Consider the following 14,405-nt stretch of genomic DNA (forward strand, 5'->3'; position numbering starts at 1 on the left):
CCCCTAGGACCGGGTCCGTTGGGCCATCGCACGCAGGACCTCGGCGGTCGGCACGGGCGCCTGATGGACACCGGTCAACGTCTGATTGAGATAGGCCGTGTGGCCCGCGGTCGCGGCGGTGAACTCGGCCGCGGCACCCTGCGGCCTGAAGCCGTGGCGCACGGCCAGCTCCCGCAACCGCTTGTCGGAGCCGAGCAGTTCGCCGAGTGCGCGGCCGTTCTCCGACAGCGGTACGAGCGTGTGGTCGCTGGAGACCGTGGTGTCCGGGTAGAGGACGACGAGGTCGCCCACCTCCTGCTTCCGCATCAGCAGAGATGCCACCTGGGACTCGTACACCAGGACCAGCGGATTGCCGACGCCGCTGATGAAGTCCCGGAACGGTGCGTCGCTGCTGGTCTGCTGCGCGCCCTGGACGCTGATCAGCTTCTTCAGCAGCGGGGCGGTACGGCCGAGGGCAGCGTCGTCGGCGGCGACCTTGCCGCCGTCCGCGACGTACGACGCCGCGGCCAGATACAGGGCGCCCGAGTTGGAGGCGACAGGATCGGTGCTGGTGATGAACACGGTCCCGGTCAGCTCGGCGTGGCGGGTGGCCCCCTTGAGCTGCTGCCAGGTCCGGTCGGCCTTCGCGGCGTCGAGATACGGACGCATGCGCAGCGTCCCGGTCGACTTGCCGGTCAGGGTGGCGAGCCCGTTGTCCGCCAGCACCTTCGCCGCGGGACTGTGCGCGACGACGACGAGCGGCGAGTAGAAGGGGCGGATCGGCCCGCCCTGGATCTTCGACTTCCGCCGCAGTTCGTCGGCGGGGGCCTTGGCGGACGGGAAGGCGAAGTCCTTGTCCTTGAGGGGCAGTTCATTCATGGCCCAGGAGCCGGACGTCTCCGTCTTCACGATGAAGCCCTGGTCAGCGAGGGCCTTCACCACTTCCGGATCGGCGAAGAACTCGGCCTTCTCCGATCCGATCACTCCACGCACGGTCTTCGTTGCCGTGCTCGTGTCCTGGTTCTCGCGGCCTGCGATGACGGCTACTGCCACTCCGCCGATCAGCAGCACCGCCAGGACGATTCCCACGATGCGTTTCACAGGAGCAGAGTGCTCACGGAATCGGACATTCCTGGTGGGGTTGGGTGTACGGAAGGTGAAGGGCCGATCCCAGTACGCAACGGAACCGGCCACCATCGGCAACTGCGCGGCCTAGAGTGCCCGGAGCGGACAGACGCTCCCCATCCCGGGGTTCAGTGGCGGCGAATCTCGACCCGAGGCAAGGGGACAGGCGAGCGTGACGAGCATGGCGGCACGGTTGCGAGTTCCGGTGGGCGGGGACGCGGAGCGGTGGGTCACCCGCGCGGGCTGCCGCCGTGTCCTGTTCATCGTCCACAACGTGACGTCCGCGACTCGCCTGCTGGATGTACTCCCGCTGTTCCACAGTGACCTTCGCGTGCAGCTGTTCGCCACGTGCACAGGATCGTCCCCCTTTCTGGCGGGGGTACCCGAACTGCTGGCGCAGGCGGGACTGCCGGTACTGCCCTGGGAACAGGCCAAGGACACGACGTTCGACCTGGCGGTTTCGGCGAGCTACGGAGGCGAACTGGGGTTGGTTCAGGGCCCGTTGGCCATCCTCTCGCATGGGGTTGGGTACAATAAGAGGCTGGCCACACCGGACACCGGACACCGGACACCGGACGGCCGGTCTTCGGTATGTCGCCGGAGTGGCTCCTCCAGGACGGGCGCCCACTCGCCGCGGACACAGTCCTGTCCCACCCCGAACAACTTCAGAGGCTGACCTCGTCCTGCCCCGAGGCGGCGCCCACCGCCGTCCTGGCGGGAGACCCCTGCTACGACCGCATCCTCGCCGCCCTCCCCCAGCGCGACCGCTTCCGCCGCGCCCTGGGCGTCGGGCCGGGTCAGCGGCTGATCGTGGTCAGTTCGACCTGGTCACCGCGCTCGCTCTTCGGCGACGACAACGGGGAGACGGAAGCGGGCGCGGGCCGGGGCGATCTGCTGCCCTGGCTGCTGCCGCGCCTGGCCACCGAACTGCCCGCCGACGAGTACCGGACCGTGGCCGTGCTGCACCCGAACATCTGGCACGGCCACGGCCCCGGACAGGTCCGGGCGTGGCTGGACAGCGCCCAGCGCGCCGGCCTCAGCCTCGTTCCTCCGCTCGAAGGCTGGCGGCAGGCGCTCATCGCGGCCGACTGCGTGCTGGGAGACCACAGCAGCGTCACCTACTACGCGGCGTCCATCGGCGTCCCCGTCCTGCTCGGGGCGTTCCCCGCGGAAGCCCTCGATCCGCTCTCTCCGGTCGCGGCCCTCGGCCGGACGGCCCCCAAGCTGCTCCGCCGTGGCAGCCTGCGGGCGCAGGTCGACCAGGCGATGGCCGCCCATGAGCACGGCCGGTACGCGGGTCTGGCGGAACAGACAAGTTCGTCACCCGGCGAGTCGGCCACGCTCTTGCGCCGCCTCTTCTACGGCCTCATAGGCATCGCCGAACCCGACGGCCGGCCGGCGCTCCTCGCCCCGCTGGCCCTGCCGCCCTACGAGCCGGCCCGGCGCACTGTGCCGATCCGCGTGCTGACCCGCGTGGTCAGCGCCGATCCGCCGGAGGTCGTAGTGGTCCGTCGCGCCCAGGCCGACTTCGAGACCGAGCAGACAGCGGGAGGCGAGGACGAGTACGAGTACGCCGCTGCCGCCCACACGGCGGTCGACGAGGAGGCGCGGGAGGCCGGCCGGCTGCGTATCGCGGACGTCGTCGTACGGCGCGCGGACGAGGACGACCCCCGGATCGGCCCGCCCGGTGCCTGGACGTCGGAAGCGCTCGCCCAGTATCCGTACTGCGGTCTGACCGCCTATATCGACGGGCCGGACCGCTGCGTCGTACGCACCCGAGAGGGCGACCTCGTACGGCTGACCGCGGTTGCCGGCCCGGACGGAAGGCCGGACCTCTGCGACCCCGCCGTGTACGCCTCCGCGCTGTACGCCTGGACCGGCAGCGGGAAGTCCCTGCTGGAGGCGGGCCCCGAGATCACCGTATGGACGGGCGCCACGGCGCACCGCGTCACCGTGGAGTACATCGGCCCGCCGCGGGAGTAGGGCAGGGCAGCCGCGGCCGGCTGCTCACTCCCCCAACTCGGCCGGCCCCATCTCGGCAAGCCGCGCACGCACCCGGGCGAGGGCCACCTGGTCCCCGCCCTTCTCGTAGAGGACGGCGGCGGTGCGGAGGTCATCCGACTCCTCGGCCGGGCGGTCCGAGAGCCTGTTGCACCGCGCCCTCAGTTCCGCGGCGTCGGCAAGCTGAAGCTCGGCACCCTCGGTGGCCATGGCGGCCATGGCCTTGTCCAGACAGACACGGGCGAGGGCGGCGTCCCCCGCGTCCAGGTGCGTCTCGCCCAGGCTCATGTACACACGGCCCTCGTTGTAGCGGTCGCCGCCGGGCAGGGCGCGGAACTGCGCGAGTGCTTGGTTGAGGTGGCCGGCGGCGTCGGCGAAGCGCTGCTGACTGCCCTGCGCGCGGCCGATGTGATGTGCCAGAAGGGCCAGGGCGCGCGGTAGGTCCGGCCACCCGTCAGCACCCTGCCGGATACGGCTCAGGATTTGCTGGGCCTCCTCGAAGCACCGCTGTGCCTCCGGGTACTTCCATTGCTTCAGGCGGAGCAGCCCCAGAGCCTCGACGGCAGTCGCCTGCCCCCGGTGGTGCCCCAGAGCCTCGTCCGCGTCGGCCGCTGCCCGGAGAGCCTCCTGCGCGTCGCGTGCTCGCCCGAGCCCCATATAGGCGAAGGCAGCTGGACCAGCATGCGTCCCACAGCACGGGCGTCGCCGAATTCGGCGGCCCGTCGCCGCGCCGCCTCGACGCCCCGTAGATGTGTGTCGACCCACTGCTCGTGAAAGCCGAGCCGCAGGTGCAGGCCCCACATCGCCTCGCAGAGCTGCCATACGAGGTCGTCGAAGCCATAGCGCTCGGCCGCCCGGACAGCCGCCGCGAGGTTCTCGCGCTCATGGCGCAGGTCTTCCAGCGCGCGCCTGCCGTCCAGGGGGTCACGGTTCTCCGGCAGGGTGAGCCCGATGTAGGCGGGCCCCAGCCGCCAGCGCGAGGGGATGACCCGGAAGTCGGCGCCCGCCGCGAAGCGCAGATATCCGACGGCCACGCGGCGGACGACAGCCGCCATGTGCCCGTGCCCGTCCTCGGCGACAGCGAGCTCGTGGGCGTGCGCACGTACCAGATCGTGGAACCGGTAGCGCTCCTCCCCCACTTCTTCCAGCAGGTGGACGTCGGCCAGCTGCTCCAGAAGTCCTCGGGCCACGTCCTCGCTGACATCGGCGGCGTGTGCCGCGGCCCTGACGGTGATGGCCGGCCAGGGCCACACGGCGACAGCGCGGTACAACGCCGCGCACGCACCGTTCAGTTCGCGGTAGGTGACGTCGTGTACGAGCCGTACGGGATCTGCGGGGGTGCCAGAGGTGGCGCCAGAGGTACCGGAGGTTTCGTCCTGCATGGATGCGCCCTCCTCGGACAGTTGCCGTACGACGGTGTCCCAACGGAGATGCTCTCGTACGGCGAGGCGCGCACCCGTGGTGCAGACGGCGAGCGGGATTCCGCCGGTCCGCTGGGCCACGGCCAGGGCGCCCACCTCCGCGTCCACCATGCGCTCGCGTCCGACGATGCGCGTCAGCAGACGTACGGAATCCGTGGTCGAGAGGGGTGGCAAGGTGAGGTGCCGAGCTCCGGTTCCGGCCACGAGCCGGTCGAGCCGGTGCCTGCTCGTCACCAGGACAAGACAGCCCGGAGCGGCCGGCAGCAGCGGCATGACCTGGGCGTCGGAGTGCGCGTTGTCCAGGACGACCGCCATGCGACGGTCAGCCATGCAGTCGCGGTACACGTCCTGCTGTCGCGCCTCGTCGCCCGGCATCAGGCCGGGCGGTACGCCGAGTCTGTCCAGGAAGCGCCCCAGCGCCTCGGACGGTGACAGGGCCGTCGTCGCGGACGCGCCGCCCAGGTCCACGTACAGCACACCGTCAGGGAACCGCTCCTTCATCAGGTGCGCGCAGTGAGTGGCGGTGGCGGTTTTCCCTATGCCGCCCGGCCCGGTGAGGACGACGACGACCGGCGCGCCCTGCGTACGGTCCGCCTCGTCCAGCAGTTCCGTGATCGACGACGTCACGTTCTCGCGGTCCGTGAACACCGCGGTCGTCGGCAACAGCATCTGCGGACGGGAGGCGCCATGCGCCACGGCGGGCACGGAGCGCGGCGCCAGCCACTCGGCCTCTCGCGCCCACTCCATCACCTCGCGGGCGAACTCGGGGGACCTACGGGCCACTTCGGCGAGCGATGAGGTCGCCGTCCTCTGCTCGGACTCGGTGACCGGCAGGGCGGGGGTCTGCCCGCCGCTCTCACCGGCACCGGTGACGGCTTCCTCGTCCTCGGGGCGTGCCCGGCTCAGCAGCCCGAAGAGCCTCTCCGAGCTGCGTCGGCCCATCTCCCCGCCCGCTCCCGACAGGGCGGACGAGGCGACCGTACCGACAGCCGAGAGCACCATGGTCATGAACGGATCCACGCGGTATTCCCCCAACTCGCTGCTCTGCCAACCGTATCGGCAAGACCGCGGACTCGGAGCGCATGCGCTGCACCGACTCGCGCCGGTACTCATACCGGCCCGGGGAGGTGCGCCACCGGCGCGAGTTTTGTTTGCCAGGTTCACGCGAAACAAGGGCAAGTGTCCGTCTCGCGTCCGTTGTTCCCCGCTGACGCAAGGCGGACTCGCCGTCCAAGGAAATCGCTTGGCCGCCGGTGGGAGAACCCGCGGAGTCGGAAACGAGTGGGAACCGGCCGGGGCCCGGGCCGTAGTGAGATGATCTGACCATGACACGGTTACGTCCCCGACTCATCGCCGCCCTGCCGCTGGTTCTGCTCGCCGCCGTGACGGCCGGATGCGCAGATCCGGGGACAGATCCCCGCGCGGGCGGCCCGGGACGGACGACTTCCTCGGCCGAAGCGAAGGACTACTGCCCGCTTCCCGAGGAGCGGCGAGCGACGCCGTCCCCCTGCATCACGCTCGACTGGAACGCGCGGTTGGCGGAGAACCACGCGTACCGCGAGCCGATGGCGATCACCGCCGAGCAGAAAGCCAATGCCGCGCCGAGGGCGAAGGCGCTGGCCGCAGCCCTGACGAAGCTGGCGGACGCCGGGACCACGAAGACCGGTATCCGCGCCGCGACCGCCGAGGCACTCGGGACGGGCCTGGAGCAGATCGAGCTGCGCGGAGACGACTTCGCGCCCCTCCGAGGCGTACTGGTGGGCGGCGGCGAGGGCAAGGTCTGCGTGAACGGCACGGTCGACAGTACGGGCCACGCCGACGCCGAGGTCGTCGGTCGCACAGCTGATGGAACCTGTCTGCCGGGCCTGGGCGGCCACTGACGGACAGGACCGGGCGGGGGCTCCGGCAGACCGGGCGCGGTTGGATCACCATGAATGAACTACGGTCACGCGAGGCAGAGAATGTACGGCAGGCGTGGGGTCGGGTCACAAGGTGGCTTGAGCGGAACGCCCCGAAGAACGCGGCTGCTCTGTGCGGACCTGCGACACAAAAAATGATCTTCGATGCCGAAGCAGGGCTCGGCGTGAGCTTCCCGCAGGAACTGTGGACGTGGTTGCCGGCCAACAACGGCGTGCGTATGGCTGACGATGACGCGAGCGACAAGTTCGCCGGCACCTACAGCAGCTTCCTCCCCTCCGGCTGGCACCTGCTGTCCGTGGAGCAGATCGTGAAGGTGTACGAATGGCGCACCGGGATCGAAGCGACGGAGCCGTCGCCCTACCCGGACCGCGAATGCCTGGGATGGCATCGCGAGTGGATTCCCTTCGCCGTGGAGACGGACTGGCTCTACGGCCGGTTCATCGACACCAGCACAGGCATGCAACAGCCCGACCCGCCCATCGACATACACCACCAGGTGCTGCAAACTGGTCCGCCAGCTGGGATCCGGCCACACCCGTGCGAGAAGCCGGGCGGGGACCGGCATCCCGCTCAGCAACCACGACTCCACGGTGGTCCGGCACTCCTTTTCATGCCGAGCCCGCTGCTCCTGTAGCGCCGCGAACTGCTCACCGACGCGACTTCTCCGTACGGCACGGGGGATGGACTTCAAGACCTGGCCATCGGCCTTCCGGCATTTCAGGTCCGTCTCGTCCAAGGCCAGCTCATGGCCGTGAATCGCGGGCACCCACGCGAGTGGAGTCGTCATGCCGTCGAATATGACAGCACCCACTGACAACCGACCGGGACACCCGATGCCGAGTCAACTCGGAGACCAACTGGTGTCGGCCCCGGCGTGCCCGTACCGCAGATCGCGAGCAAACTCGTCATCACCTCCGGCCAGAACAAGGGCCGACGCGCAGATCCAGGGACACCTCGGCTTCCGCGGCCCGAGCAGTTGCGGGTGGAGCTGCTGGCGCGTTGCCGCGCCGAGAACATGAGCCGTCCACGCCGGGCCGGTGCGACCGGATCGTCGCGGCGGGGCCCTGCGAGCCGCCGAGGACTCGCTGACGGCCCAGATCTCGGGCGGCACACCGCCGACCCACTGCGTACCACCCAGACTGGAGAGCCGTGTCGGAGATCTCGCCGACACGATGCTGCGGGTGCGCGCACTGTCGCTCGCGTAGACCCTGCCGGGACTTTCCCGGTGGGCCGGCGGCGGCTCGAACCGGCCCGCCCGGTGACACGCTCGGCAAACCTGCCCGCACTCGACGAGCTGACGAACCACGTCGCCCGCGCCCCGGTGGAGGAGTCGGAGGACGCGCCTGCTGTGCACCCGGGCGCGGTTTTCGTGGTTTTCCGCGACCGCCGGTTCCGTGCCGCTTTCACCGGCGCCCGGCCGGAGTCGCGGGACGGCCGCCCCTGTGACGGCCGACCGGGCGTGGGGAACTGCCGGGCCGGCCGGCATGGGTGACCGCTCCCTGCCCGGTGATTGCCGGTGACGGGGCCCGGCAGCCGGTGCGGCCGGTTCCGTTGTCAGTCCTGCCACCTAGGGTTTTCTCAGCGGGGAGGGTGTTGCCCGTCGCGGGGCACGCTGCCACGCGGCGGTGGCCCCTGCCCCGGTCCCCGTGCGTATGCCGTTATTGACAAGAAAGCCGGGCCGCATGATCGATACACCACTTGCCGCGGGAATCCGGCCGCTCCTCGAACGCGGGCGCCCGGAGGATCTGCGGCAGTTGCTCGAGCGGGCGCCGGATGTGCTGAAGCCGCTCCTGACGTCCGGCAGGGTGGTGCCGCCCGCACTGGTGGAAGCGGTGCTCGCCGACGACGGACCGTGGGTGGGGATGCTGGCGGGCAACGACGGGGCGATGGGGGCGGATCCCGCCCTGCGGGCGCGCCTGGCGGCCTCGGGGCACCCACTGGTGGCCGCCCAGGTGTTCCACATGTCCTGCTGGCAACTGCCCGAGCTGCGAGCGATGATGGCCGCGGCCGATCCCACGGATATCCGCTGGTGCAAGGAGCGAGGCCCGGCAAGGGATTTGCTGAAGGTCGCGGGGTCGTCGGCCCACGAGCACCGCCGTGTGGTGCTGCGGGCGGCGCTGGTCTGCCCCTTCTCCGACGTGGTGGGGCATGCCCTCGTCGAGCATCTGCTCACCGGGCTGACACGCGCGGAGCGGTTGCGGGGCATGGAGTCGCTGGTCGTCCACGGTGATCCGGCCGCCCTGGTCCGGCTGCTGGGAATCGCGGAGGTCCGGGCCGCGCTCCAGGGCGACGCGGAGCTGGGCAGGGCGGCGGCTCAGGGACCGGCCGGCCTTGGGGAGTTGCGGGCAGCGGTCAGGGCCGCCGAGGGCCCGGAAGGCCTCATCGACGAACTCTACGAATCTCCTGGCAGCGTGCGGCACACCCTGCCGCTGCGTGGCACGTTGAACTGGTCCGCGGTCCTGGCGGCCCATCAGGATCGCTCGTTCGAGCCCGGCGTGCTTGAAGCGCTGGTGACGCGGACGGACTGTCCGGACGACGCGTTGGCCGTGCTGTGCGTCGGTCGTCCCCATTTCGTGGAGCTGCTGGATGGTCTGAGCCGGCCGCTCCCGCTGGCCGTGCTCGACAAGCCGAGGACCACCCGGCCGGCCGCCCCCGCCCCCATCCCCGATCCAGGAGCGAAGCCGGCCACGTCGGCCAAGAGCGCCGGCACCGCCAAGCAACTGTTGACCCTGGTGGTCCGGCGGGGTCTCGGCCGTACCGTGTCCGGCGCCGAACTGCTCGCGGCCCGGCCGGCTGCGGCCGTCCTTGAGGTGATGGGGGCGGTCTCCACCGCGGGTGAAGAGGAGCGGGACGCGATGACGGACTTCCGCGACCGGCTCGGTGCGCTGGTGGCCGGGAAGCTCGGCGACCAGCCGGCGGCCTGGCGGGTCGTACGCCGACGGCTGGGCCGATTCCAGGGCTCCGTGGCCGAGTTGCTGGACGACGCGGCCGCCAGGGCGGCGAAGGGCGAGGGAGCCGACAGCTCGTGGCCGGAGGCGGCCGGCCGGCCCGGATTCAGCGAGCTCCTGTCGCCGAAGGGCGCCAGGGCGGCGTTCCTGACGCTGCTCGATGCCGCCGGACCCGAGATCCAGTGGAGTCTGCTGCCGCACCTCGACGACCGCACGCTGTACGAGTTGCTGGTGCTCGGCACTTGGCGTCCCGAGTGGCTGGAACGAGCGCTGGCGGCCCCCGGTCACACGGAGCAGGTACTGCTCGCCCGCCGCCGGGATCTGCCGGCCGGGGCGGTGACCGCGCTCGCCGCGCTGGACGACCCGGCGGTCAACGCCGGCCTGGTCTACCAGCGCGAACTCGGATGGGAGGAACGGCTCGCACTGCTGCTGGGAGTCCCGTTCGGCCCCGGCCGCACCGAGCGGCTGCCCATGGACGCCGAGGTGCTCGCGGAGCTGTCCGGGGGGATCACCCGCAGGGACAAGAAAGTCTGGCTCGCGCCCTGGATCGCCAGTGGTGATCCGGAAATGCTGGAAAGCTGTCTCCACGGGGTCAGTATCAGTTCGCAGCACTTGCAGTGGCGGTTCGCGCTCGGGATCTGGGAACGGCAGGGACCGGACGGGCTGATGGAGAAGCTCCCCGACTGGTTCGTGGACAAGGTGCGTACGGCCGTCGCCGCACTGCTCAAGACATCCGACCGGGACGACGCCCTGCGACAGTTGCGGGAGCTGGCCAAGGAGGCCGGATCGGTCAAGCAGCTCGCCCGCCGGATGCGCCAGTGGAACACCGACCGTGACCTCGGGTGGCTGCTGGCCGAGGGGTTCGTCTGGGACTGGGACGCTCTGCTGGCCGAGCACCTGGCCAATCCGCTGCCGGATTACCGGCTGCGGGAGTTGGCCGAGCTCGATGACTGCCCCTGGATGCTGCGGGACAAGGTGGGGCGGATGACCCGCTCCGAGCAGAAAGCCCACCAGAAGCTGCTGGACGGACAGCCAGCCGCGAAGGTACTCGCCAAGGTGGCCCTGTCGGACTCGGTGAGCGGTGCGTCGTGGGCGGAACTCGCGGTCGGACAGGGACTGATCACCCGAGCGGAGCTGCTGGGGTCCGCCAAGCCCGCCCGCTTCGTGTTGGAGGCGGCGCCGGCGGCCGGTGCCGGCCCCGCCGCGGAGGAGGAGCCGCTGGCCACTCTGGTGCGGGAGCACCTGGACGGCAACCCCGAGGCGTGGGTGCTGGCAGTGCGCATGATGCCGGACTTCGTCGGCAGCGTGCCCGAACTGCTGGAGACCGCCGCCCTGGCATCCCTGGCGGTGAGCTGACGTCACCAGGAGCACTGACATCATGCCCCGGGGCACCGCGTACGGTCCGCCGCGGCGGAGCAGGAGGGAAACAATGGCACGAGTAGCGGGCGAGAGCCGGCACACTCCGGCGCGACGACCGCCCGTCGACCTGAGCGACCGGCGGGCGCTGTTGGACTGCCGGGTGGACGATCCGGTGGTCGCCGAGGAGGGCCGCCGGCTGAAGGAAGCGGCTCTGCTGGACTTCGGGGTCAGGGAAAGCGCGATCTGTTCGTGGTTGTACGCCAAGTGCCACCACCAGATTCCCACCGCCGCGGTGGAGACGGCGGCCGTGGTGGCCGGCGGTGACGGCAGCTGCCTGCTGCTGTACAACCCCGAATTCTTCGTCCGGATCGGTGCGGGCGGAGTACGTTTCGTGCTGTTCCACGAGGCATGGCACCTGATCCTTCGCCATCTCTACGTGGAGGAGGAGTTGCGAGCCGACCCCGTGTTCGATCTGGCCGCCGAGGTCGCCATCAACCACGTCGCCATGGTGCGGCTGGGCCGCTCGGAGCTGCCGCACCAACAGGTGCCGGACGGCTCGGGCGGCACCCGGCGCGAGGAGGTCGGGGTCGATCCGCGCACGGTGCACCGGCAGTACACGGCCGACCTCCGCCGGCACGGTCTGGAGCCGTTGCCCTACGACGACTTCGTGGAGACCGATCTGACGATCTACGGGGAACTCAAGAGGATGCGGGAACCACCGGTGTCGGCCGGTCGGTGTATCCATTTGAGCCTCGCCGGGAACGGAGCGGGACAGCGGGTGCCGATGGACGACGAGACGGTGTCCTCGATCGTCGGTGAAACGCTGGCCGAGGTGGTGCGCGGCGCACTGCGCGGTGAGGGCCCCGCCCGGGAGGAGGTACTCGGGCTGGCGGACCGCACCGCCGAGGGCGGGGAGCGGCTGGTGAAACTGTGGGGCCGGCTGGGCCTGGCCGCGCTGCGCGGTGAGACCCCGGCGACCCGGCGGGTGGAGTGGTGGAAGCGCTGGCTCTCCGACGTCCTCGCTTCCAAGCTGCGCGAGGGCGAGCGCCTGGTCTACCCGAAGAAGCACGGTGCCGTGATGCTCGCCCTCGGGCATGATCCGATGCTGGCCCGGCGGGGTGCGGAGCGCACCAAGGTGGTGGTGATCGCCCTGGACACCTCGGGCTCGATGCCGGACACGGTGGTCGCCTGGATCACCTCCCTGGTCGGCCGGAGCGACGGGGTGGAGAGCCACTGGCTGAGCTTCGACGGCGCCGTGATGCCCTTCGCCCCCGGGGAGCGGGTACTGGGCGGAGGGGGGACGAACTTCCAGGGTGTCGTGGACTACGTCGAGGGCCGGCTGGAAGTGGGCGGGCGCCGCTTCGAGGAGCGTGCGGACGCGGTGATCATGGTCACCGACGGCTACGCGCCCGTGGTGACCCCGGAGCATCCCGAGCGGTGGATCTGGCTTATAACGAACAACGGCGACGACTGGCCGGAGCGGCACAACCCTCCGATGGCCTGCCACCGAGTGGTCTCCGGCGACAGCTGACATGCGCGGCGGTACGGATGACGGACAACCGACGACTGACGAGGAAACGGGCCACCGTGAGCAGTGTGGACACGACGACGCCGACCGTGCGGAACGCGGCCGCCGGCGCCCAGGAGAAGCCGGCCGGGCGTACGTCCGCGAAGCGGGCGACAGCGGGCAAGGTGCCCGCGCGGCGCGCTCCCGGGACGCCGTGGCCGGTCACGGCCACGTATCCGCGGCGGCCTTCGAAAGCCGGCGCAGGAGCCCGGCTCGAACAGTTCATCGACGCCATGATCGCGATGGGACAGACCGGTCAGGTCTTCGGAGAACACGGCATCGGGAAGACCTCCACCTTTCTCTCGTACATACCCCGGGCACACCCCGGTACCGAAGTCATCCTGGTCCCCGCGGCCAACCTGACCCCCGACGACCTGCTGGTGAACGCCCCGGTCCGGGACCCCGAGAGCGGAGAGCTGTTCCTCACCCAACTGATCATGCGCCAACTGGCACCCGGGAAACCCTTCGTACTGCTGATCGACGATTCGTTGCAGGCCGGGGAGACCATCCAGTCGCAGCTGATGCAGGTCGCCTGCAACTGGACGCTCGGCGAATACGATCTGCGCGAACTCGGCTGCGTAGGGGTCTTCCTCGCCGACAACGAGTCGTCGACCGAGACCAGCGCCCGGCGCAGTGACCTGGCCGTGCTGGACCGCATGGTGACTCTCCGGATCAGCGCCAACGACACCGCCTGGCGGTACAAGCTGGCCGAGCGCTACCCCGACCGGGATTTGAACGAGGTGTTCCGCGTCTGGGCCTCGCTGACCCCGGGGCTGCGCTCCCTGCTCTCTCCGCGGACCCTGGAACACGTCCTGGACTGCGCCGGGGCCCGGTTCCCCCTCGCCTGGGGCCTGCCCCTGGTGGGCGGCCGCCGACTGCGGCTGCGGGAGACGCGGGCCGACGGCAAAGCAGGGCCCGACCGCACCGCCGAGATCCTCAACGCCATCGCCGGCGCAGTCGGTTGCGCCAACCCCGCCGGGATCGCCGACCCCGTGCGCCAGATCCTGCGTACGGCACTCAGGGAGAACTGGGCGGTGCTGTTGCAGGGGCCGCCCGGCTGCGGCAAGACGGAGATCACCAAGTCCGTCGTCCGCGAGGAGAGCGGGGTGGAGCCGGTGTACTTCTCACTGCCGGTGACGAACGTGGAGGATCTGTGCGTGCCGATTCCCACCCAGGACGGCACATTGGACGTCCTCCTCAGCCGCTCACTGGCCGGCTCCGAGCCCAAGGTCATCGTCTGGGACGAGTACAACCGCCCCAAGGACAAGGCCACCTTCGCCAAGTTGATGGAGATCACCCAGGAGTGGACGCTGGCCGGCCGGCCAATTTCCAACCTGCGGGCCCAGATCGCCCTGCAGAACCCGCCGTACCATCTCGGCCGCAAACTGCTCGTCAGCAGCAACAACATCGCCCAGGCCAGCCGTTTCACCATCAGCTACGAGGTACGCCCGCAGGACATCCCCGCCAATGAGTGGCTGATCGACACCTACGGCGAGATCGCCGAGACAGTGCTCGACTGGTGGAAGAACGACATCGACGACGAGGGACGGGACTGGGTCAGCAAACGGACTCTGGAACGGTTGATCAAACTGCACCTGGCGGGCCAGCCGCTGCAATCCGGCCTGATCTACCTGGGTGACGGCGAGTTTGCCCCCGTGCCGCTGACCAACCTCGAAGCGCGGTTGGCGGAACGCACCGATCACCGGATCATCGGGCTGAGCGAACTCGCGCGTGACGCGGATCGCTGGGAGGGCCGGCTGGCCGCGGCCTCGGAAACCTCCTCGGAGGGAACCAACGACACCGATCTGGTCCATCAGATTCTCGCCAACGCCGAGGTGTCCCAGCTCAAACGGCACGCGGAGGTGGTGGCCAGGCTGCTGCGGTACGTACCGCCCAAGCTGCGCGCCACCCACCTGGTGGGCCAGACGCCGGAGCGGCAGCGGTTCTGGATCACCGCGCTGGCCAGGATGGCCGAACTCTCCCGGGCGAAGTGATCACCGGTCGGGGCGGAGCGCCCCGCGCGCTACCGGCGGCAGCCGTGACCCGGAGTGCCGCGAGCCGGCCCGGGACCGGCGCATCGGTTCC

General features: G+C 70.3%; 11 protein-coding genes and 1 pseudogene. 8 read left to right on the forward strand and 4 right to left on the reverse strand.

Annotated features, from left to right (window positions below):
• Nucleotides 1-3: 3 nt before the first annotated feature.
• Nucleotides 4-1,068, reverse strand: a complete 1,065-nt coding sequence (locus ACIHCQ_RS33155; protein ID WP_399670929.1) for a hypothetical protein — start codon at nucleotides 1,066-1,068, stop codon at nucleotides 4-6.
• A gap of 627 nt (nucleotides 1,069-1,695) precedes the next feature.
• Between ACIHCQ_RS33155 and ACIHCQ_RS33160 the strand changes: the two genes are divergently transcribed.
• On the forward strand, nucleotides 1,696-3,087 hold the full coding sequence (locus tag ACIHCQ_RS33160) for a hypothetical protein (protein WP_399670804.1): 1,392 nt from the start codon (nucleotides 1,696-1,698) through the stop codon (nucleotides 3,085-3,087).
• A 24-nt stretch (nucleotides 3,088-3,111) separates the two neighbouring features.
• Here the strand turns inward: ACIHCQ_RS33160 and ACIHCQ_RS33165 are convergent, their stop codons facing one another.
• Entirely contained in the window at nucleotides 3,112-3,696 is a 585-nt protein-coding gene (locus ACIHCQ_RS33165; RefSeq protein WP_399670932.1) for a tetratricopeptide repeat protein, read from the reverse strand.
• Nucleotides 3,639-5,534, reverse strand: a complete 1,896-nt coding sequence (locus ACIHCQ_RS33170) for an NB-ARC domain-containing protein (protein WP_399670807.1) — start codon at nucleotides 5,532-5,534, stop codon at nucleotides 3,639-3,641. The genes ACIHCQ_RS33165 and ACIHCQ_RS33170 overlap by 58 nt, the downstream gene beginning before the upstream one ends.
• A 317-nt stretch (nucleotides 5,535-5,851) precedes the next feature.
• Between ACIHCQ_RS33170 and ACIHCQ_RS33175 the strand changes: the two genes are divergently transcribed.
• On the forward strand, nucleotides 5,852-6,406 hold the full coding sequence (locus ACIHCQ_RS33175) for a precorrin-3B C(17)-methyltransferase (protein ID WP_399670810.1): 555 nt from the start codon (nucleotides 5,852-5,854) through the stop codon (nucleotides 6,404-6,406).
• A gap of 173 nt (nucleotides 6,407-6,579) precedes the next feature.
• Nucleotides 6,580-7,080: a hypothetical protein gene (locus ACIHCQ_RS33180; protein ID WP_399670813.1), complete on the forward strand. Its 501-nt coding sequence runs from the start codon at nucleotides 6,580-6,582 to the stop codon at nucleotides 7,078-7,080.
• Here the strand turns inward: ACIHCQ_RS33180 and ACIHCQ_RS33185 are convergent.
• Nucleotides 6,991-7,233, reverse strand: a pseudogene (locus ACIHCQ_RS33185) (hypothetical protein); the annotation flags it as partial. The gene ACIHCQ_RS33180 and the pseudogene ACIHCQ_RS33185 overlap by 90 nt on opposite strands.
• A 250-nt stretch (nucleotides 7,234-7,483) precedes the next feature.
• Between ACIHCQ_RS33185 and ACIHCQ_RS33190 the strand changes: the two are divergent.
• The 5 genes from ACIHCQ_RS33190 to ACIHCQ_RS33210 all read left to right on the forward strand — a co-directional run bounded on the left by ACIHCQ_RS33190 (nucleotide 7,484) and on the right by ACIHCQ_RS33210 (nucleotide 14,314).
• The gene (locus ACIHCQ_RS33190) at nucleotides 7,484-7,651 is read left to right on the forward strand and encodes a hypothetical protein (protein WP_399670816.1); all 168 of its coding nucleotides are present in this window, start codon (nucleotides 7,484-7,486) and stop codon (nucleotides 7,649-7,651) included.
• Nucleotides 7,652-7,704: 53 nt separating this feature from the next.
• Nucleotides 7,705-7,938 carry a hypothetical protein gene (locus ACIHCQ_RS33195; protein ID WP_399670819.1) on the forward strand — a complete coding sequence of 78 codons (234 nt, stop codon included), beginning with the start codon at nucleotides 7,705-7,707 and terminating at the stop codon, nucleotides 7,936-7,938.
• A gap of 190 nt (nucleotides 7,939-8,128) precedes the next feature.
• Nucleotides 8,129-10,750: a hypothetical protein gene (locus tag ACIHCQ_RS33200; protein ID WP_399670822.1), complete on the forward strand. Its 2,622-nt coding sequence runs from the start codon at nucleotides 8,129-8,131 to the stop codon at nucleotides 10,748-10,750.
• A gap of 73 nt (nucleotides 10,751-10,823) precedes the next feature.
• The gene (locus ACIHCQ_RS33205) at nucleotides 10,824-12,284 is read left to right on the forward strand and encodes a hypothetical protein (protein ID WP_399670825.1); all 1,461 of its coding nucleotides are present in this window, start codon (nucleotides 10,824-10,826) and stop codon (nucleotides 12,282-12,284) included.
• A gap of 17 nt (nucleotides 12,285-12,301) precedes the next feature.
• Nucleotides 12,302-14,314: an AAA family ATPase gene (locus ACIHCQ_RS33210; RefSeq protein ID WP_399670828.1), complete on the forward strand. Its 2,013-nt coding sequence runs from the start codon at nucleotides 12,302-12,304 to the stop codon at nucleotides 14,312-14,314.
• The last annotated feature ends 91 nt before the right edge of the window (nucleotides 14,315-14,405 follow it).

Origin of the sequence: Streptomyces sp. NPDC052236, assembly GCF_044548015.1 — a bacterium.
Classification (GTDB): domain Bacteria; phylum Actinomycetota; class Actinomycetes; order Streptomycetales; family Streptomycetaceae; genus Streptomyces.

Coding starts and splice junctions, on each gene's coding strand:
- ACIHCQ_RS33160 (WP_399670804.1), top strand. CDS start 1,696: ATGTCGCCGGAGTGGCTCCTCCAGGACGGGCGCCCACTCGCCGCGGAC.
- ACIHCQ_RS33175 (WP_399670810.1), top strand. CDS start 5,852: ATGACACGGTTACGTCCCCGACTCATCGCCGCCCTGCCGCTGGTTCTG.
- ACIHCQ_RS33170 (WP_399670807.1), bottom strand. CDS start 5,534: ATGACCATGGTGCTCTCGGCTGTCGGTACGGTCGCCTCGTCCGCCCTG.
- ACIHCQ_RS33205 (WP_399670825.1), top strand. CDS start 10,824: ATGGCACGAGTAGCGGGCGAGAGCCGGCACACTCCGGCGCGACGACCG.
- ACIHCQ_RS33180 (WP_399670813.1), top strand. CDS start 6,580: ATGATCTTCGATGCCGAAGCAGGGCTCGGCGTGAGCTTCCCGCAGGAA.
- ACIHCQ_RS33200 (WP_399670822.1), top strand. CDS start 8,129: ATGATCGATACACCACTTGCCGCGGGAATCCGGCCGCTCCTCGAACGC.
- ACIHCQ_RS33210 (WP_399670828.1), top strand. CDS start 12,302: ATGACGGACAACCGACGACTGACGAGGAAACGGGCCACCGTGAGCAGT.